Annotated in this window: 16 protein-coding genes and 4 tRNA genes; 3 read left to right on the forward strand and 17 right to left on the reverse strand. The window is 38.3% G+C overall.

All coding sequences use genetic code 11. The annotated features are described in order from the left end of the window. Window positions 1-20: 20 nt before the first annotated feature. From M1F14_RS16355 to M1F14_RS16430, 16 genes are all read right to left on the reverse strand, one after another. Window positions 21-581, reverse strand: a complete 561-nt coding sequence (locus M1F14_RS16355) for a hypothetical protein (protein WP_042844159.1) — start codon at window positions 579-581, stop codon at window positions 21-23. A gap of 121 nt (window positions 582-702) precedes the next feature. Beyond that, window positions 703-855: a hypothetical protein gene (locus M1F14_RS16360; RefSeq protein WP_042844161.1), complete on the reverse strand. Its 153-nt coding sequence runs from the start codon at window positions 853-855 to the stop codon at window positions 703-705. Between the two features lie 270 nt (window positions 856-1125). Continuing rightward, a tRNA-Leu gene (locus M1F14_RS16365) sits at window positions 1126-1212 on the reverse strand. A 132-nt stretch (window positions 1213-1344) separates the two neighbouring features. Further along, window positions 1345-1431, reverse strand: a tRNA-Leu gene (locus M1F14_RS16370). A gap of 6 nt (window positions 1432-1437) precedes the next feature. Beyond that, a tRNA-Cys gene (locus M1F14_RS16375) sits at window positions 1438-1511 on the reverse strand. A gap of 23 nt (window positions 1512-1534) precedes the next feature. Beyond that, a tRNA-Gly gene (locus M1F14_RS16380) sits at window positions 1535-1610 on the reverse strand. A 166-nt stretch (window positions 1611-1776) separates the two neighbouring features. Beyond that, entirely contained in the window at window positions 1777-2325 is a 549-nt protein-coding gene (pgsA, locus tag M1F14_RS16385; protein ID WP_042844162.1) for a CDP-diacylglycerol--glycerol-3-phosphate 3-phosphatidyltransferase, read from the reverse strand. A 57-nt stretch (window positions 2326-2382) separates the two neighbouring features. After that, on the reverse strand, window positions 2383-4215 hold the full coding sequence (uvrC, locus tag M1F14_RS16390) for an excinuclease ABC subunit UvrC (RefSeq protein WP_042844163.1): 1833 nt from the start codon (window positions 4213-4215) through the stop codon (window positions 2383-2385). Then, on the reverse strand, window positions 4182-4868 hold the full coding sequence (locus M1F14_RS16395; protein ID WP_042844164.1) for a LuxR C-terminal-related transcriptional regulator: 687 nt from the start codon (window positions 4866-4868) through the stop codon (window positions 4182-4184). The genes uvrC and M1F14_RS16395 overlap by 34 nt, the downstream gene beginning before the upstream one ends. A gap of 202 nt (window positions 4869-5070) precedes the next feature. Beyond that, window positions 5071-6303 (reverse strand): peptidase T, encoded by a 1233-nt coding sequence (pepT, locus tag M1F14_RS16400; protein WP_048606933.1) that lies wholly within the window; start codon window positions 6301-6303, stop codon window positions 5071-5073. A 63-nt stretch (window positions 6304-6366) separates the two neighbouring features. Beyond that, the gene (locus M1F14_RS16405) at window positions 6367-7920 is read right to left on the reverse strand and encodes an AbgT family transporter (RefSeq protein ID WP_042844166.1); all 1554 of its coding nucleotides are present in this window, start codon (window positions 7918-7920) and stop codon (window positions 6367-6369) included. 292 nt (window positions 7921-8212) lie between these two features. Beyond that, window positions 8213-8620 carry a phosphate-starvation-inducible protein PsiE gene (gene psiE, locus M1F14_RS16410; RefSeq protein WP_370661220.1) on the reverse strand — a complete coding sequence of 136 codons (408 nt, stop codon included), beginning with the start codon at window positions 8618-8620 and terminating at the stop codon, window positions 8213-8215. Between the two features lie 245 nt (window positions 8621-8865). Further along, window positions 8866-9279: a GFA family protein gene (locus tag M1F14_RS16415; protein ID WP_042844168.1), complete on the reverse strand. Its 414-nt coding sequence runs from the start codon at window positions 9277-9279 to the stop codon at window positions 8866-8868. A 96-nt stretch (window positions 9280-9375) separates the two neighbouring features. Then, on the reverse strand, window positions 9376-9636 hold the full coding sequence (locus M1F14_RS16420) for a hypothetical protein (protein WP_042844169.1): 261 nt from the start codon (window positions 9634-9636) through the stop codon (window positions 9376-9378). A gap of 171 nt (window positions 9637-9807) precedes the next feature. Continuing rightward, on the reverse strand, window positions 9808-11295 hold the full coding sequence (locus M1F14_RS16425; RefSeq protein ID WP_042844170.1) for a DUF3999 family protein: 1488 nt from the start codon (window positions 11293-11295) through the stop codon (window positions 9808-9810). Further along, window positions 11292-14168, reverse strand: a complete 2877-nt coding sequence (locus M1F14_RS16430) for a DUF2339 domain-containing protein (protein ID WP_181469216.1) — start codon at window positions 14166-14168, stop codon at window positions 11292-11294. The genes M1F14_RS16425 and M1F14_RS16430 overlap by 4 nt, the downstream gene beginning before the upstream one ends. A gap of 607 nt (window positions 14169-14775) precedes the next feature. On the opposite strand from M1F14_RS16430, the gene M1F14_RS16435 reads away from it, so the two are divergent. Both M1F14_RS16435 and glpX read left to right on the forward strand, forming a co-directional pair. After that, entirely contained in the window at window positions 14776-15699 is a 924-nt protein-coding gene (locus M1F14_RS16435) for an AEC family transporter (RefSeq protein WP_048606927.1), read from the forward strand. Window positions 15700-15847: 148 nt separating this feature from the next. Beyond that, the gene (gene glpX / locus M1F14_RS16440; RefSeq protein ID WP_405127788.1) at window positions 15848-16825 is read left to right on the forward strand and encodes a class II fructose-bisphosphatase; all 978 of its coding nucleotides are present in this window, start codon (window positions 15848-15850) and stop codon (window positions 16823-16825) included. Window positions 16826-16872: 47 nt separating this feature from the next. Here the strand turns inward: glpX and dtpA are convergent, their stop codons facing one another. Next, the gene (gene dtpA, locus M1F14_RS16445) at window positions 16873-18345 is read right to left on the reverse strand and encodes a dipeptide/tripeptide permease DtpA (protein WP_181469214.1); all 1473 of its coding nucleotides are present in this window, start codon (window positions 18343-18345) and stop codon (window positions 16873-16875) included. Window positions 18346-19271: 926 nt separating this feature from the next. On the opposite strand from dtpA, the gene M1F14_RS16450 reads away from it, so the two are divergent. Next, window positions 19272-20300 carry an SEL1-like repeat protein gene (locus tag M1F14_RS16450; RefSeq protein ID WP_042844176.1) on the forward strand — a complete coding sequence of 343 codons (1029 nt, stop codon included), beginning with the start codon at window positions 19272-19274 and terminating at the stop codon, window positions 20298-20300. Window positions 20301-20446 lie beyond the last annotated feature (146 nt).

The following is a 20446-nucleotide window of genomic DNA, read 5'->3' on the forward strand; positions in this document are numbered from 1 at the left end:
CGTACTTGCTTAGAAGCCGCCTATTGCGGCTTATTTGGAATTAAACTATGAATAACCATAACTGAATAAATAATGTCCTTTTTGTCTTGTATCTTTCTGAAATGGGAGTTACTCACAATCCCGACCATAATTCGCATATCACCTTGTTCATATACTCGCTTAAATGGTGTCGTTTCATCATCTGAGATTTTATCTAAGAAAAACACGTCTCGCTTATAACGTTCAATGGTTTGTTTTGGCAAGCCATATGATTCAAACATTCTCTGGTTAATTTCATCATATTCATTAAGGATCACCATCTGGTCACGACTAGCATTTCCCTGTGCTGAAATTAACATCAATGTATTATTTTCCCGTGAAAATATTAATAGAAAGGGTTTATTATGAAATTCAGGAGAACCTACAACAGAGCATAGCGCCCCGCCTTCTTGAAACCCAGTGCACTGGGTTTCTTTTAACCGTAATTTTTTTAAATCACTTGGTTGTAGCCCCCACTGAAAACCATAAGGGGCACTCTGTTTATTTGTCATGCAACCAGAGGTTAATACAACCAAAATAGAAATCAAAATTCCCTTTATCATTGCTTGTAGCATCCTAATTAAATTATCTCATTGGATACTAACAAAAGTAGTCGATTAATCAAAAGGTAACCTTCCTTTTATCAAAAAAAATAACCTCGCATAATAAAGGTAATTTACAACTTTATGCTTCTTTGTTTTTTCGTTGTTTTGCCTCAGCCATTGCAATTTCTTTCAACCAATCAGCTAATAGCGGCTTTGTTTTCACCGTATCTAATAGCGCTCGTTCGTGTTTAGTTAACCGTACAACGACAACTTCTGTTTTCATGTTAGACATAGTCAGGTCCTCTTTTAAAGTTAGAATACTGACATAAAACACTGGCGGAACGGTCTGACTTACGGTTTTTTACACCAATTTAGTGTTAATTTACATGGCATACCCATGTGCTTTCTTTTGGTGGGTGATATATGAGTGGGAATTGAAAAATGGCTGGGCAGTTAAAGCATTACGTAACACTAACTTTGTTAAGCCAAAATTTAGATACAAAAAAACCACCTCAAGGTGGTTAAATGTTAAACTTAAAGAGTAACCTCAATTAAGTTTAGATGGTGCCCAGGGCGGGACTTGAACCCGCACAGCCTAAAGGCCGAGGGATTTTAAATCCCTTGTGTCTACCGATTTCACCACCTGGGCCAAATTGTCTTTCTTACAACATCTAGATAAATTACTCATTTACCCACTAATCAATATATTGTGGTAGACAATATATATTGACCAGTTATAACTTAAAATAAAACACACCATTGAGGCTTGTTTACTTCAAGATGGTGCCCAGGGCGGGACTTGAACCCGCACAGCCTAAAGGCCGAGGGATTTTAAATCCCTTGTGTCTACCGATTTCACCACCTGGGCTAAATTTGGAGGCGCGTCCCGGAGTCGAACCGAGCTACACGGATTTGCAATCCGGTGCATAACCGCTTTGCTAACGCGCCTTATCCTAATTTCTTGCGAAATTTGGAGCGGGAAACGAGACTCGAACTCGCGACCCCGACCTTGGCAAGGTCGTGCTCTACCAACTGAGCTATTCCCGCTTAAAGCTTTACTTTTCAGCTTATGCTTTTCAAACTGGCTGATTTACTTATTTATTTTGGTAAACCATGTTGCCGTTCGATGCGATGCATTCTACTGATTTCACCTTTCGAGTCAATACAATTATTGAAATAATTGGATCGTTCGCTGTTTTTTCAATCATTTCGATCACGCTTCGCTCAAATCAGCCCAAGCAGCCTTTAAATATTGGAACATTGACCAAAATGTTAAGATAGCCGCGATGTACATTAATGCAATTGAAAGGTTTTCAATTAATGGCGTTGGACGCCACAATAGCCCCACTAGTGACATCATTTGTGCTGTCGTCTTAAATTTACCAATCCAAGAAACAGCCACACTGCTACGTTTACCAATTTCAGCCATCCATTCGCGTAAAGAAGAGATGATAATTTCACGAGCAATCATCGTTGCGGCAGGTAAAGTCACATACCAGACATCATAGCTTTCCGTGACTAATACTAATGCCGTAGCAACCATAACCTTATCAGCGACAGGGTCTAAAAACGCACCAAACTTGGTGGTTTGCTTCCATAGCCTTGCTAAAAAGCCATCAAACCAGTCAGTAACCGCCGCGATGACAAAAATAAGCGCGCATGCGAAAGGCCCCCAACTGACAGGGAGATAAAAAGCTAATACAAAGAATGGTATTAGGATGACGCGAAATAATGTCAGCCACGTTGGTATGTTTAATTTCATCACGCTCACTAACTTTTTGACCAAGTTGGATATTATGAATATGTTGCCCTAAGACACTCACTGTTTCAATGCATTATAGATCTTTTCTGCTAGTGCGTATGAGATCGAGGGCACTTTTGCGATTTCTTCTATACTTGCATTACGTAATGGCTGCAAGCCACCCATATATTTTAATAACATCTGTCGGCGTTTCGGCCCAACACCTTCAATCGATTCTAGTGCACTGGTATTCTTTACTTTTGCCCGTCGCTGGCGATGCCCTGTAATTGCATGATTATGTGACTCATCACGAATATGTTGGATCACATGTAATGCTGGCGAATCCGGAGGTAATACAAACCCTTCCCCTTCCGGTTTTAAAAATAATGTTTCCAGCCCTGCTTTACGGTCGGTACCTTTAGCCACCCCGATTAATAACGGGTGGTTTTTATCCCAATCCACCTCAAGTGAAGCAAAAACATCTTTGGCTTGCCCAAGTTGCCCCTTTCCGCCATCAATAAAAATGATATCCGGCACTTTACTTTCATCAATATGTTTACCATACCGACGGGTCAACACTTGATGCATTGCGGCATAATCATCCCCAGGCGTGATCCCAGTAATATTATAGCGCCGATATTCTGATTTCACTGGCCCTGTTTTATCAAACACAACGCAAGAAGCGACCGTTTGCTCCCCCATAGTATGAGAGATATCAAAACATTCCATTCGGTTAATCGACGTTAAGTTAACAACTTTCCCAAGTGAATCCAGACGTTGCTGTATTGTTGAGTGTTGAGCTAACCGTGTAGAAAGCGCTATTGATGCATTCGTACGTGCTAATTTCAAATAACGCGCTCTTGCTCCACGTGGTTGGCTTTGAATATTAATTTTTCGCCCTGCTAGTTCAGACAATGATTGTGCTAATAGGTCTTTTTCTGTTAATGCAAAATCAAGCAGAATTTCACCTGGCAAGGTTCGATTTTCGCTGCCTTGTAGATAAAATTGCCCTAAAAATGTTTGGACGACCTCTTCAAGTTGAGTATCTGTTGGCACTTTAGGAAAATAGCTTCGGCTGCCAAGCACTTTACCTTGGCGGATAAAAAGAACATGGACACAAGCCAAACCCGATTCAAAAGAAACGCCGATGACATCAAGGTCATCACTATCACCAGAAACATATTGCTCTTCCGTCACTGCGCGCACTGCTTGAATTTGATCTCGAAAACGAGCAGCCTCTTCAAAACGCAATGCTTGGCTGGCTTGTTCCATTCGTTCAACTAACCCAGCTAGAACTTGTTTATCTTTGCCCGTTAAAAATAGGCGTACATAATCAACTTGTTGCTGATAATCTTCATCAGACACTAACCCTTTTACACAAGGGCCTAAGCAGCGACCAATTTGATATTGCAAACACGGCCTTGAGCGGTTTTTATAAACACTGTCCTCACATTGGCGAATAGGGAACAGTTTCTGCATTAAGGCTAATGTTTCCCTAACCGCGTAAGAACTTGGGAAGGGGCCAAAGTACTCCCCTTTCGCATGTTTAGCGCCTCGATGCATTGAAATACGCGGGTGGGCTTCTTTGCTTAAAAAAAGATAAGGATATGACTTATCGTCTCGTAGCAACACGTTATAACGAGGTTGGTATAATTTAATATAGTTATGTTCAAGGAGTAATGCTTCCGTTTCAGTATGGGTCACAGTGACATCAATAGAAGCAATATGCTTAACGAGCTGCTCTGTTTTACGGCTGCCCACATTTTCACGGAAGTAGCTTGATAAGCGTTTTTTAAGATCTTTCGCTTTACCAACATAGATAACAGTGCCCCCAGTGTCATACATTCGATAAACACCCGGTTGATTCGTTACTGTTTTTAAGAACGCTTTTGACTCGAACTGTTCTGCCACTCGGATAAACCCTGTTTTGCTGTAATTAAACCATAACCAATAGCTATATGTGTTAATTCTACATCACTACCGATATTAAGTTTACTAAACATTCTATATCGATAAGTATTTACTGTTTTTGGGCTTAGAGATAGAGCCTCCGCCACGACCTTAATCGGCATACCTTTGGTGATCATCAACATGATTTCGAGTTCACGTCCCGATAATAAATCACATAAATCTTTCTGGTGACTATAATCTAACCGGTGCAGAGCAAGGTCTTGGGCTATATCTGGAGAAATAATTCGGCGCTTTACATTAACCACCCGTATCGCCTCTATCAGGTCTTCTTCTGTGACATGAACACTCAACAAACCAAAAATACCTATATCTAATGCTTTTAAAAAAAAGGCATAATTATTTCTTACATTATAAATAATTATCCCAACATCTGGTTGAGTTCGTCGAAGTGTTTGTAATGTTTTCAATGAATCATATTGTAATTTAACACTACTGATTAAAATAATATTCGCTTTTTGGTTTCGATTCCATGTAATCACTTGCTGAATAGATGGAAATGAAGCGATAGTTTTGTAACGTGAATGCCGAGAAAATATAGCTTCAAAACCGCGAATAGTAATATTATTATCATCAATGATTATAATATTAATCAATTACTCCCCCTGTGTTTATTTAGAGATAACAGTTAGAATAATAAATTAAATAGTTACAAAGTCATATATTCTTTTTCATTTATCTTATTTTAAAGTTAAAAAAACTATAACTACAAAGTATTCTCCAAGTAAATAATATTAACTATTCAATAAAAAAGGCCACTTTATAACATGGCCTTTTACGCATAATATCAATACTAAACTATTTTTGCCCAACTAAACGGCAAATAGTCTCTGATACCAAATAACTTTTCTCAAAAGAACTCACAGGTAAAAATTCAAAACAGGAGTGGAAATTGAGTGCCCCTGTGAAATAGTTTGGTGTTAAGATGCCTCGAGCCGATAAAGCAGAGCCATCAGTCCCTCCACGCATAGGGATTACATTTGCTTCAATACCTTGAATTTTCAGTGCATCAAAAATCAAATCGATAGCAGTACGGTCATCCCCTAGAGAATCACTTATATTGCTATAAACATCATCAATTCTAAATTCAATTTTAGCTTTAGGGTGACGGGCTCGGATCAACTCAATACTTTGTTCAATAAAACGCTTACGCGCTTCGTAGCTATTGCGATCAAAATCACGAATAGCCATTTTGATTTTTGCGTTATCTGGGTTTGCTACTAAATCTGTCACATAGAAATACCCTTCGCGCTGTTCCGTATGTTCCGGTGTATCAAAACGATCAAAACAGCCAATAAAATCATGCGCAACACGAATAGGGTTTAATAATACATTCTTAGCTGACATAGGATGCGCAGTAATACCTTTAATTGATACCTCAATAGAGGCCGCATTAAAGGTTTCAAAAACAACTTCACCTAATGCACAACAATCAATAGTGTAAGCAAAATCTACCTGAAAACGGGATAAATCCATGATTTTCGAACCACGTAAACCGATTTCTTCATCAGGTACAAACGCGACATAAATATCGCCGCAATCAAAATCAGCATGTTGCAGTTTATTCATTAATTCCATCACAACGGTAATCGCTGCTTTGTTATCTGCACCAAGTACACTGGTTCCATCACTGAAAATAATATTTTCACCTACATAAGGTGCCGCTTCAGGATGCTCTGCCGTTTTGAACCAGATATTTTCATTGGCATTTAAACATAAGTCTTTCCCCTCATATTTTAATGTCTGTGGTTTAATCACGGGTGATAAGCCAACATCAACGGTATCTAAATGGGTGACGAAGCCGATTTTTGGCGCAGTAGGCTTATTGCCTGGTCGCATCGCATATAATATGGCGTGCTCATCAATATAAATATCTTTTAAGCCGTAACTTTCAAGTTCTTCCGCTAACAGTTTAGCTAATTCACGCTGCCCTTCTGTACTTGGTACAATAGTACTTGCTGCATCACTTTGGCTTTCAATTGCGAGGTAGCGATAAAAACGCTGCTCTAATTGTTTACCTAACTCATTCATTTTATATTCCTTAACTTTTTTATATCTACCCGACATATCAAGTATGTCGGGTATTAAGCCCGCTTATTGTGCAGGGTGCCATGTATAACCACTGTCAAAACCGATTGGGATATCGAATGCCCAGAAAAGATATAACGTACTCGTCAGAATAATTAATAACCCGATGGTAAATGGGATCATCATAGAGCACAACGTCCCTATCCCTGCATTTTTATAGTATTTCTGGCAATACATCAGTATCAAAGGATAGAAAGGGAACATCGGTGTGCTTACGTTCATCGCTGAATCACTCACACGGAACGCAGCTTGGGTTAACTCTGGCGAAATTCCTACTGCCATAAGCATTGGTACTAATACTGGCGCCATAATTGCCCATTTAGATGTCGCTGATGTGATCATGATATTTAATATCGCGGTCAACAAAATAACACCAAAAACAGTCATGCCAGAAGGCATATCTAATGTCCGCAATAATTCAGCACCTGATAGTGCTAATAATGTACCTAAATTAGAATGCTGAAATGAATATAGGAATTGAGCGGCAAAAAAAGCAAAAACAATAAATGGAATCAATGATTTAGTAATGTTTTCCATTGCCTTAACGACATCTCTTGTTGATGTAAAAGATTTCGTCATATACCCATAAACAATCCCTGGTAACGCAAAGAAAATGAATAACAATGGCACAACGATTTGCATAATCGGGGCTTTCGGGCTGGTTAAACTGCCATCAGGGCCACGTAATGGAGAAGAATCTGGCCATAACAACGCAAATAAGCCAATACCTAAAGCAATCAGAACTAACCCTGAAATACGAAAAGCACGATGTTCAACTGCGGTAATCATCCCTAATTTTTTCTCAGAGTCAGTATCAACATCGCTTGAAGTAATCGGGCAATTTTTATTTAACCAAGGCTCAACAATTTTTTCAGTAATAAACCAACAGGTAAAAATAACACCAAATGTTCCACCCAAACTAAAAAAATAGTTACATAGCACATTAACGCTATAACCGGGGGCCAACATTTGTGCGGCATCCTGCGTAAAACTCTGCATAATTGGGTCAATAATAGAAGGCGTATAACTTGCAGTAAATCCACCAGCTAACCCCGCAAAGGCTGCTGCAATACCAGCTAATGGATGACGTCCACTGGCATAGAACATCATAGCAGCAACTGGCATTAGAATGACATAAGCAGAATCAGAGGCAATGTGAGAAACAATACCCACAAAGACCACGGTTGGAGTCAACATTCTTGGGGAAATAAACGATAGCATTTTTTTCAATGCCGTATTAATAAACCCACTACTTTCTGCAATGCCAATACCTAGTGTGGCAACAATTGTTATACCAAGCGGAGGGAAATTAATGAAGTTTTTAACTGCCGCTGTAATAAATAGTATTATTTCCTCATACTGAAACATATTAACAATAGAGATTTTATCTTTTGATATTGGGTGGTAATAATTGAAATCTACAAATGAAAGTAGATAAGATAAAAACCAACATATAATAAGGGCATAAACGAACAGCATGGTAACATCTGGCATAACATTACCGATCCGTTCGACACGGTTTAAAAACCCTTTTTTCTTAGAGAGTGTATTAGTTGTCATATTTACAAGTTACTTATGTTATTAGAATTGGGACTTTATAACAGTAAATAACCTATATTCAAAAGTAAAACACTTTCGTTATTAGTTTTTATAGGATAAACCAGATAAATTCAATTTCATTAATAACATTTAAGTTTATTAGTTTTTAGCTAATTTACCGTATCTTAAATTTTATTAATTTATAGTATGACATCCAATATATATTGCTTAAGTATCCATCAGAATCATCTATAGACAAAAAAGAAATCGAATCTACTCTTTTTTGCCTATGGATAAATTAGCTTAATTAATATTACTCTCGTTTTAGTTTTTCAGTGTTTGCAATAAAAAGGGCAATGACAAGAACCAGAATTGCACCAGCATGCAATAAAGTTGTCATTGGGTCACTATGATCGACAATGATAAGGCGAATGATTGCCGTTATACCGATATAGATAAAATACCTTAGTGGGAAGTGATAACCTGACATAAAATACTTGATTATTAAGGCAATAAACTCAAAATACAGAAAATATATGACAATGCCTTCTAATAATTCATACGCTGTTGCCCCATTGGTACTTCCAAACATCAATGAAGCCATCGTAACGGTTTCTTTTGCTAAAAAGAAAACAAGCACCGCGGCTAATGCTATCAAACCAAGGTTTAATATCCACTGCAGTACCCACGCGATATTGCTAGCGTGACGCATTCCTTTCATACTGTTCATTTATTTTCCCTCAAAACAACCTGCGGATGATTTCAATAATGCAATGCCCGACGACTAATGAGCAATATTTAAACTAACTTGCCGAGGCGAGCCCATGCCCTTAATTATAAATCAAATTTAATGCACACGCATAACATACAAATTAAATTTAACAAAAGAAATAGAAAACAAAATACGAAATGAGGCTTTTTGCCCTGTTGTTTATAGCATATAGTTTAATCCATAAGCTGTGCAACTTAATCCGATACCCCTCCCATTAGTTTTATGATGTCTTGCTCTGTAAGCATAGGGGTTTTTTCAACGAAATTATAATACTTTGGCTTACTTTCAATATAAATCTGCATACTCATTTGCGCATTTTTACTTTCTTCGAATAAAGCTGCGGACACATAATAAGTGGATGGGGAAATTAAGTGATAAAAAAGATGGGTACCGCAATGTTTACAAAATGCTCTTTCTCCCCAAGACGATGAAGCGAATACCGTTATTGCCTCCTTTCCTTCTATAGTTAAATTACTTCCCCCATCAATGCTGAAACCCGGGCCCCCGTTCCATTTTTGACACATACCACAATGACAAACACTAATTTGATCAACAGACTTAGACACGCTGATTGTTACAGCACCGCATAAACATAAACCCTTATACATGTTTTATCCTCATACTGATTGAGATTGTTTTTTTCGTTATCAATACGGATTTTAGTGATTAGTTATCTTTAAAAACATCATAGATACTTATTTAACTTATATTTCAAACTGCCGTCCAGTAAATCGTTTATCATTCGTGATGCTACGCAACTGGGCACTATCTAACTCTTTAGTTTCACGTTCTGACTCAATATCAGCTTCGTTTTGAGTGATATTTAACACACTGTATTCATAAGCCGTTGTCTTATGTAATGCTAACTCCGTTAATACTGTGTTATCTGCTGCCTGAGCGAATATTGAAGTCCCCGTAAAAAAAATGATTGCAACAAATAAACGTGTTAGTAATGATTTTTTCATAATGCATCCTCCCTTTAACCACAGTTTTAGCGCAAATGCTTGTCAACGAATACAGATTTTAAGTAATTGTTCTCATGATAAGGTAAAGGGATGTCAGGTTTATTTTATTTAAATTTTATTAGCAAAAAGGGAGCAAAAGCTCCCCCTTTAAGTTAGTGAACAAAAAACTATTTAGAGTTCATCATTATTGGTTTTATTTGTCGAATTCACTTCTTTTAAAAGGTACCAGCAGAAGTACAATAACGCGAGTATCCCTAAAAATAATAAGACCCATAACGAAACTGTTATCCAATTAGAGGTATCATCGACTTGTTTGGCTACGGTTAACCTTTCAGCACCACCGAGCTCAATCACTTCATTATTAGGATATAACTGGGGATAATGCGACATTAACTCGTCAACACTATAAGCCTGCCCAACTAGTTGGTTATATGTTAATTTATCAAGCTCTGCTTGCTTATTCCCCCACACTAGCAAGTAAGGTGCAGCGCCTTGTAAATTAACGATAAGATTATACCCATCACGCTTACCGATAAGCCGCGGCGGCTGATCTTCCCAACTACCTTTAAGTGCAGATACTCTAACTTTATTAACCATTTCCCCATAAAGATTGATGCTTGGGTTACTGACTAGTTCCCCATCTATTGTTTGGTTATAAGCAACAAGATTAGCTAATGGTTTCCAAACATCCCCTTTATCTGATGAATATTCAACCTTTAATGGAATAACTCGATTTGATTGCTGTAAATGAATTTGCAATTCACCTAATGGTTGGGTCGTGGGTAATTGATATATAATATGGTCTTTTGAAACTCCATCATTTGTCATTTCAAAATTGAATATTTCTTGTCGGCGAGTTGAGTTCAGTGTGTTAGATAGCGCCTTGACCTTCACTAACTCAGGTAGCGTTACATCTGGCGCACTGACAATAACGGCCATTAGATATGGCGCGCTTAGCGCTTTAGAATTGCCATTTAACAGCTCAATATTATTACTCGCAATTGTTTCTGAATTTAATTTCAAATTCATGATAGGTTGATTAGTTGCGATATTTAACCATTTTTCTTTATCATCACTTGCAAAAACAAAGACTTTTCCTTGCCACTCTTCCTCCGTTTTTGCCCACTCCAATGTTAATTTTTGAACTGGCGTATTTTGGGCTTGGCTTTGATCTCGTGTTAATAAATAAGCATGATAAGCAGCATTATCTTTTAGTTGTATATTTGGTAATTCAATACGATCGACTTTACCTGGTACCGTCTCAACTAGCAGATGCTGCTTTTCTCTACGGATGTCCTCACGAGAATTTACATTATCCAGTTGAGTCACTAAGCGCTGAGGAGCAAATGAGACTTTATTGCTAGAAATAGACTTTTCAGCATCATAAAAAAGTACAGAAGGTATTTCATCCCCCGTACCATTAAATACCCGAACATCTTGCAATGTATTTGGATATGCTGAATTTATATAAGCACTTGTAGGAACTTCTAACCAATAAAATGGCTCTGATGTATCTGGAATATCAATTTCCATCCCTTGGTAAAAACTATAAGGCGTATTTTCTTTCGGTGTTCCTGCATTAAGGTAGCTAGAAAACAATGATGACAACAAGAAGACAGCAAATAGCCCTCCTAGCCTTTTACTTTTTATTTGTCTCATGATTGCGTCTCCTGTTCGACTTTCTCTTTTATATCCTTTGGTGGTAATGGTGAAAAATACCCAACAATTAATATCAATAATGCAACACCGATAAAGGAGATAGCGCGAGATATCCCCCCTTGTCCATGAATATCCACTAAGAATAATTTAGCGATAACACATGCGAAAATACTGGCCCCCATAAACCACCAGATACGACTTTTTTTCATCGCTGCAATAACAATGCAAAGCAATGCAGCAAGCGCCCAGCTAATGGATAAAACAGTTTGAATCAAACGAGAATCATAAAGCACCGCATAATTCCAACTTAGCCCAGCAAAATCAGCTACTGCGCGAATTAAAATACCGTTAAACCAAAATGCTGATAATAGAATAATTGAGACCAATAAACCTCGGATTATCCAATAATCTACCTCTGTAGCCTTACGTATTTTTTGCACAAAACCTTTTTGCATCAGAATAAGGGCAGCAATACTGAATAAGCCCGCCTCATCTAATGGATTAATTAATGGAATATAATTCCAGAATGTTAATTTGCCATCTTCTAAATTAGCGTAAGCAGATAATATAATTAACCCGATAGCAACAGGAAGCATCCAATACCAATACATTAACCCATTACGTTTCATTGGTGGCATTTTATTTTGCTGTAACCAATACAGGGCTAAGATAGTTAAGGTTATCGCCATCACATAAATAAAATAGCCCATCTCATGCATACCCCAAGGTAAAATAGAGACAAACCAATTTACTTGGGTCAAAATAAATACAAGGATTAACCACAAGTTAGCGCCATGGAGGGTCCATTGCATCCATTGATTACGAAGTTTATACGCATGAATAACAAACAAAATTGAGCTACCGAGTATCACCGCCCATATTAATGAGTTTTCCCCGCGCCCCATTGGGTTTTTATCATATAAGAAATCTAAACCAAGGTAATAGTAACCAGCAACCCATAAAATTGATTGGCAAAATAACAAAGGTATCCAGTTAATTCGAATAGCATATAGACGCCATAACCAGACGGAGATCACCACTAACACTAATATTATAAAGCCTTCAGACTCCCGACTCCACGATAAAATATCAGTAAATAGTGGTAACCAGCAGAGCCATGTAAGCAAACCTAAAAATAAAAAACCATAACTAAATAGGGCAAAGTTACTGTTTTCTTTGCGACGAATATGAAATAACCCACCAGCACCAAAACAAGCTACCAATAATAATGGCACCATATAAGTACTGCTTCGGCTCCAATATACGTAAGGGTAGTCCATTAGTAACGTAATCGCACTGATTACAATTAATAATGAACCAACCGTAGCCATTTTTTTCTGCCCCTGTTGTAAACCAAGCCAGAGTAGTAATAACCCTTCTAATGACCAAACAATCGATGTCCATTCAAGTGTCAATGCCAATGGGATAGCCAGTGTTACAAAACCTGCACCAATAAGAATATTTGCTAAAGCCATATTCTTACCGACCTCTTTATAGCGCTTATGTACCTGCAACCCAGCAACCAAGTACAATAAACCAATTAACAGAGAAATAAATGCAGGCAATAAACCTACATCATCCGCAATAAAGAATTGAAGGGCAATACTGATTAATGGCGGTGCAAACAACAATGTATTATCAACAATTAACTGCTTGTCGTGCTCAAAGCGGAGTGAAAATAATTGTGTTAACGCATTAAATACTACTAAATTAGCAATGATAAATAATTGACAGGAGATGTAATAATCAGATTGGTAATTGCTCAAACCCCATAAAATAGCGACACCATAGGTCATCACCATACCAACTAAATTCAGAGGGCGCCAAGCTTGCCATACACTAATAATTAAAATCCCAATCGACAACATTAGGTAATAAGAAAACAAAATTACATGGCTACCCCCTCCCGTCGAAAGTAAAACAGGAGCCAAATAACCACCAAGAGAAGCAAGAATAGCCAAGCTAATCGTACGTTGTAATAATGCTAAGGCAATACTCGCTGCACAAATCAACAACATAAACACAAATGCCATGCTATAAGGCAACATGGTATATAACTTAAAGGCAGCAAAAATGGTGATATATAAACAGCCTACCCCTCCACCTTGAAGGATAAGCCCAAATAATGGTTTCTTATTACGTAATCGCCAGCCAATTCCTAGTAAAACTAAACAACCTACCGCGCTAAAAATTAAGCGTATTTGGGGGGAAATAATCTCATTTTGCACACTGTAATTTAATAAATACGCGACCCCTAGGAATAATAATAGTATCCCTATTTTGGCAACTGGGTTCCCTTTTAGTAACCAACTAAAGAAATGCCCAAATATAGACTCATTATTTCCCATCGTTTTTTGATTAAATTGACCCTGAGTAGATGTATCTACTTCCTGATCATTAAAACGATTTGGTTTAGTCGCTTTATTAAACCGATTTGGGTCCACCCCGCTACGTGCTTGAGAGCCTACAATTGCTGATTGCGTATATGCCGGCACTGGAATGGTTTGGTTTGTAGAATCAGCTGCTTTTTCAGATTGCTGATATGCAGTATCGCCGGATAAGGGTTTAAATGATGGTTCAGGCTCACTTACTGGACTAGATTGGATTGGTACGTTTGTAACTGCCTGTTCTAGCTCATCTGTTACCCCCAAAATGCCTTGTTGGTCATCAGACGAACTGGCAACATTTTTCGAAGGCGTAACATTCGATTGCTGATATTGGCCTAAACGAGTTTCTAGAGAGAAAACTTTCTGGTTTAATTCAGAAATTTGGTACTGCATACGGCCCGTTCGGCTGATTGCTATGATAGCCAATATTGGTGCTAACACAAGCAAACATACTAATACGACTCCTACTAGTATCCAAGTATCCACAAATAGGTTTCCTCAAAATAAATTTCACAATCTAAAATACAGCTAGAATAGGGTTTTGTGATCACCGCTAGTGTAGATAGCATTGATTATCTTGCCAACTCAATGTAATAAACTGTTACAAAATAACCCTTATACTACGTATTTAGTTGAAAAAATACGCTTCCTACCCTTTCAATCTCAGTTACTAATACCCCCATTGAAAGTTTTAGTAACTAAGAAAATCCTTAATCATCATTTAATGATGATTTGACATATTAAATTAACACTTACCTATTTATTTTTAGTTCCTCTAATTATAATTAGAGTTGCTCTGAATAACAAAATTAGTCTAATTATGATATTTATATCATGCTTCCATGCTTCAAATATTCATACAGAAAAACACCATCTTTAAACGATGGTAGTTATTTATTATTTTATCAATTATGATTTCCATCAATTATAAGTTTATCTATTGATGGAGGTTAAATATCTACCACTTCCAACGTGAAATGAGTTTATTTAAACCACAGTAATATGAGAGATATTCGATACCGCTTTAGTATGAACAGGCTCATAACTAATTATTTACACATCAAAATCTGACGAATAGTTTAAGGAAAATATAATGCTACTCCACATTATTCTAGCCGCCCTTGGTCCTATCGTTTTAGGGTTAGCTGTTGGTTGGTTATCAGGTAAATACGGTTTTATTAAAAGAGAATATTCACAAGCATTCGCTGACTTTGTTGTCAAAATAGCCTTACCATTTGCATTATTTTTAGCCGCCGCACAAGCACCACCCTCAGTACTCTTAAATATTGATTATTTGTTAGCATTGGCCGTCGGTTTAATCGCTACATACGTTATTGGTTTCATTTTCGGTAAGTTTATCTTCCGGCACAATAAAAAAGATGCAGCAATGCAAGCGCTATCTGTTTCTTTTCCGGATATGGCTTATTGTGGACCTCCAGTCTTACTAGCTACTGTCGGTTCATCAGGTTTAATTGCTATGGTGCTAGGAAACCTTATTTATACGGTGATTATTATTCCATTTACTTTGCTGATGATCAGTGGCTCGCAACAAGGGCATAGCGTGATTAAATCAATCGGTAAAGCTATTGCCCAACCTTTAGTATTCCTTCCTATTTTAGGCGCCTTGCTCGCTATTTTTGGTGTTAAGTTACCTGAAATCTTACAGAATTCAGTCAATGAGCTTGGTAAAACGGCAGGAGGTGTTGCTTTATTTTTCCTTGGTTTATTGCTATCCGGTATTAAGTTAACTATTAGTAAAGAAATTATATTTAACGTTTTTATTAAAAATTTTGTTCAAGCCGCGTTGATTTTGGCAACAGGTCTTGCAGTAGGTTTACAAGATGACCTCCTAAAAGCCGCCTTTATCATTGGCGTATTACCCACCGCCACTGCGGTTCCCGCCTTAGCAATCAGTAATCAAGCTTATACTGAAACCTCCGCAGGCACCGTGTTATTAAGTACACTTGCCGCTTTAATCTCCATTATCGGTGGAATCGCTATTGTTGAAATGCTTTAAATTGAGCGGTGGGTTTATATTCACCCGCCGCCCCTCAACTTTTCCCCGTTGATTTAATCACCAATTATTTGCCAGATAGATCACAAAAAACGTATCATATCCCTAAGTACTTTTCTTTTATGCACCTGGGATATTTATAAAAATGAAAATTAGTGATGAGTTAGCTGTTGCTATTGCTTCCGTCACCGAAGTTGCCGCTGTTGCTGCCTTCGATTGGGTTGGTAAACAAGATAAAAATGCAGCCGATAAAGCCGCTGTAGAAGCCATGAGAAATCGTCTTAATGAAATTGATTTTCATGGTAAAATTGTGATTGGTGAAGGTGAAATTGATGATGCTCCGATGCTTTATATCGGCGAGCAAGTAGGTAAAAAATCAGGCGCCCAAGGGCTCGATATTGCGGTTGACCCCATTGATGGCACTCGTATGGTTGCGTGTAATGAACACAATGCCATAGCCGTACTGGCTGCTGCTCCAACAGGTTCATTACTCCAAGCACCAGACATGTACATGGAAAAACTCGTCGTTGGTGCCGCTGCAAAAGGGGCTGTTCATCTCGCTAATCCCCTCGAAAAAAATTTAGAATTCCTTTCCGCTGCATTGAATAAACCCATTTCAAACTTATCAATCGCAGTATTAGATAAACCACGCCATCAGCATATCATCAAAACCATTCGTAATTTTGGTGCTAACGTGATTGCCATTCCTGATGGTGATGTATTGGCATCATTGCTGGCAATACTACCCGAGCATTCAATTGATATGATGTATGGCACTGGTGGCGCACCTGAAGGCATTATTAGTGCGGCCATCGCTCGTGCATTAGGCGGTGATATGCAAGCAAGATTGGTCCCTCGTGACAAAGCAAAGGGGGATAGCGAAGAAAATAAACTACTCGCCGCTCAAGAAGCCATTCGATGCCAGCAAATGGGCATTGAGATTGGGGAAATTTTATCATTAGAGCAAATGGTAAATACAGATGATGTGATTTTTGCCGCAACGGCAATTACGCCAACAGTGTTAATGGGCGGAATTTCAACAGATGCTTATAGCCGTTTTTCAAATACCCTTTTAGTTAACGGCCGTGACCGCTCATTAAAAATCATTAATAACCGCTTATTTAATTAGCCTTTCCATGATATTAAAAAAGGGCCTTTCGGCCCTTTTTTGAATCATTATTCTGCGCGTTCCAGCGTCATACGATTTAACAATGGTGCAGTTAACACCATGACTATCGCAATAGCCCCTGTCACTAAACCAATCTTCAAGAATACATCACTGTACACCGCTAATGACTCAAGCTTACTGGTCAGCTCCCCTTCTGGCGCTGCTGCCATAGAAGCGACATAACCCGCAATAAATGCAGCCGCTGAGTTAGTTAAGAACCACGCGCCCATAATAAAGCCCATCAAACGCTGTGGAACTAACTGAGCTACCATTGCCAGCCCAAGACCAGAGATCATCAGTTCACCAATGCTTTGAAAACCATAACAGATAATCAACCATTCAACAGAAACAATCCCCGCTTCGTTTGCAAATTTGGCGCCAAGCGGTAGTACTAAGAATGCCGCAGAGCATAACACCATACCAATCGCGAATTTATGCGGCATGGGTAAGTTATCACCCATTTTATTATAAATTGCGGCTAATATTGGGCTACCAATCATAATCCATAATGGGTTTAGTGCTTGATACTGTGCAGGTTCGATAGAAAAACCAAACACTTCATGCTCTACGTTATGTAATGCAAAGAAGTTGAGTGAGGTTGGCATTTGGCTATACAAAACAAAAAAGACAATTGCTTCGAGCATCAAGATCAGAGCCACCACCATGCGCCGACGTGCAATCCCCTTAAGAGCTAGCGTTTCTTTAATAAAGATAACCAAAATACCTAAAGAAATAACCGCTAATGCTGTACGCGCTACCCCTAGGTTATGCAATAACCAAGTTGAAATTGCAATCAAGGCAATAACACCCGCGACAGTTGCAACTAACCGTGAAATAATGACCGGAGCAAAGTCTGGTTTTGACCCATGTTGGGAAACCCACTTCTTACACATATAGAAGTTAATCAGCGTAATAATAAGGCCAACAACACTGAGTGAGAATGCAACATCCCAACCATAGTGTTTCGCTAACCACGGTGTTGCAAGCATAGAAAAGAATGAACCAATATTCACAGACATATAGTACATGGTAAATGCACCATCTAACCGCGGGTCATCTTTATCATAACAGGTTGATAACAGTGATGAAGGGTTCGCTTTAAAGAGGCCGTTACCAACGGCAATAGTCGCTAAACCTACATACACCATTGAGACATCATGCCCTGAGAAGGCAACAAACGCATACCCCGCAATCAACGTTAATGTTCCAAGAACAATAACCCGTTTTGTACCAAGTATTTTATCACCTAACCAACCACCAATTGCAACAAAGCCGTAAACTAATGCCGCAAATGCAGAGAATAAAGTGATGGATTCAGTTTCTGACATACCAAGAACTTGGCTAAGATATATAGGTAGAATACCTTGTAAACCGTAGTAACCAAAACGTTCCCAGAGTTCGATGGAAAAGATGAGATAGAATGAGCGAGGTTGCTTAAACGCGTTAAGACTGACTTCCTCTTTGTTATTTGTTGTGGACACAAGTTACCTCTAGTACAACCTGTAGATATGCAAAAAAAACCACGGAACGCTCTATGCGCTCTCGCATTGTTATTACCCCAAGAATTCAACGTCGGAAAGATTCACTTTTGGTAGGAGGAGCATCATTCCTTGATCTCAAAACAAACAAAACTGTGTGCAAACTTGTTTCTGGATCTCAAGCATAAATTCAATGAGTTAAAGCACATTTGATTATTTATTCAACGTTGACTGGTAGATAACCCGCCAAGAACGCAATAATCAATTAAGCCATATACGCTATTTATGCACCAAAATTAAAGAATTAGCTAGTATTAATTACTGCATGGATAAAATCTTATCGTGATTTACTTCAATTTTTAACAAAATAGCGAAACTATCAACGCCCACTATTTAATCACTTGTATACTTAATGTTAAGAATATTATTCTGCCATGAAACTATCGCACCACCGATTATTAACATTAGTGATATGAACGAAAAGCATAATTCAAATAAATAAAACCAAGAATATATTGAGTGCAAGAAAATGGTTCGAGGGTTTAATGAGTGGGAAAAATACGTAAAATTTTGACAAAAAAAAGCCCAGTAACAAACTGGGCACAATGCATTCTACTCAAGGATCTTTTTACTAAATCAAACTATCACTACGTAGGTGCATTATTACATTACTTCGTGTAAAGAAATGAATGATGAGGGTAAATATATGAATGTTTACGCAAGCAAACAGTATATAGATACTAGTAAGACATGCTAATTTCAGAAAAAGTTCATATTTTTTCTCTTTTTTTGTTTTTTCACTTTTTAGCAATATTTAACCATTTGATTTGATAATCATAATGTACAATTTGCTTTAACCCTTGCAGGTCTGAACAAAACCAAATAAGTTACCCGCTAAACTGTGACAAAACCAACATTGAGGTCGCCTTGTGAAAAAAAAACTTCTTCCTTTAATTATCATCGGCAGCCTCTTTGCACACTTAGCTTTTGCTGAGCCTACGCCAACCCCTCTAGATGAAAAAACATTATTAGGGTTAGCAAATGAAGGGCAAGCCGAAGCCCAATTCAATTTGGCCATGTTTTATCAATCCAATAAGCAATTTGAAAATGCAATAAATTGGTACCTCTTATCAGCCCAACAGGGGTTTACAAAAGCGCAAATTAACCTTGCGCTCATGTACCAACAAGGTACTGGCATCCCAAAAGATGAAAAACAAATGCTGCACTGGATGAAGATAGCCGCTGAAAACGGCGACCCTATTGGCCAGATGAATATGGCAGAATACACCTTATATGGTATCGATAAGGCTCTTGAGAAAAACCCAGCAGAAGCAGAAAAATGGTTAAAAAAAGCGGCCGAACAGCAATTTCCAGCGGCTATGTTAACCCTTGCTTACTGGTATGAAGAAGGTAAAGCAGTAACTAAAGACCCGCAGAAAGCACAAAAAATATACCTTGAACTTGCTGAGAAAAACCATCCACAAGCCCTCTACTTGCTTGGCTATCAATCCGCAACAGGTATGTATGACAAAGTCAATTACCCACAAGCTTTCCAATATTTTACTCGCGCAGCGGAGCAAGGCTTTTCCCCTGCTCAAAATAGTTTAGGTATGCTGTACCTAACCGGGCAAGGCACCGAAAAAGATCCCCAAGCGGCAATAAAATGGCTAACTTTGGCGGCCGAGCAAGGTGAGGTTTCCGCACAATTTAATATTGCGCTTATCTATGCTCGCGGTGATGGCATTAAAACTGACCAGACTAAAGCCTGTCACTGGTTTATCAAAGCGGCGCAGCAAAATAGTGCTGATGCCCAATATGCAGCTGGGGCATGCTACCAGTATGGGATGGGGGTTGAAGCCGATGATAAAAAAGCGCTACGTTGGTATAAGCTTGCCGCCGCTAAAGGTGATGAACGAGCTGCAAAAAAAGTATTAATTTTGGAAAACCAGCGCAAATAACTTAATGAGGATGCAATTTATGTGCAGCGATAATTGAATGGGGCGAACAAACGTTTTTATAGGCATTTCGCTTTACTCTCATAATGCAATTTAATCTACATGCTCCCCATTTAACTCCCTTTTATATCATGACGTTATCGTTACCC

Source organism: Providencia sp. PROV003 (assembly GCF_045040775.1).
GTDB lineage: Bacteria > Pseudomonadota > Gammaproteobacteria > Enterobacterales > Enterobacteriaceae > Providencia > Providencia huashanensis.

Excerpts from the sequence above, each read along its gene's own strand:
- pgsA (WP_042844162.1), bottom strand. The coding sequence starts at position 2,325 with ATGAAATTAAACATACCAACGTGGCTGACATTATTTCGCGTCATCCTA.
- M1F14_RS16415 (WP_042844168.1), bottom strand. The coding sequence starts at position 9,279 with ATGTATAAGGGTTTATGTTTATGCGGTGCTGTAACAATCAGCGTGTCT.
- pepT (WP_048606933.1), bottom strand. The coding sequence starts at position 6,303 with ATGAATGAGTTAGGTAAACAATTAGAGCAGCGTTTTTATCGCTACCTC.
- M1F14_RS16360 (WP_042844161.1), bottom strand. The coding sequence starts at position 855 with ATGTCTAACATGAAAACAGAAGTTGTCGTTGTACGGTTAACTAAACAC.
- M1F14_RS16435 (WP_048606927.1), top strand. The coding sequence starts at position 14,776 with ATGCTACTCCACATTATTCTAGCCGCCCTTGGTCCTATCGTTTTAGGG.
- M1F14_RS16425 (WP_042844170.1), bottom strand. The coding sequence starts at position 11,295 with ATGAGACAAATAAAAAGTAAAAGGCTAGGAGGGCTATTTGCTGTCTTC.
- M1F14_RS16405 (WP_042844166.1), bottom strand. The coding sequence starts at position 7,920 with ATGACAACTAATACACTCTCTAAGAAAAAAGGGTTTTTAAACCGTGTC.
- M1F14_RS16355 (WP_042844159.1), bottom strand. The coding sequence starts at position 581 with ATGATAAAGGGAATTTTGATTTCTATTTTGGTTGTATTAACCTCTGGT.
- psiE (WP_370661220.1), bottom strand. The coding sequence starts at position 8,620 with ATGAAAGGAATGCGTCACGCTAGCAATATCGCGTGGGTACTGCAGTGG.
- M1F14_RS16420 (WP_042844169.1), bottom strand. The coding sequence starts at position 9,636 with ATGAAAAAATCATTACTAACACGTTTATTTGTTGCAATCATTTTTTTT.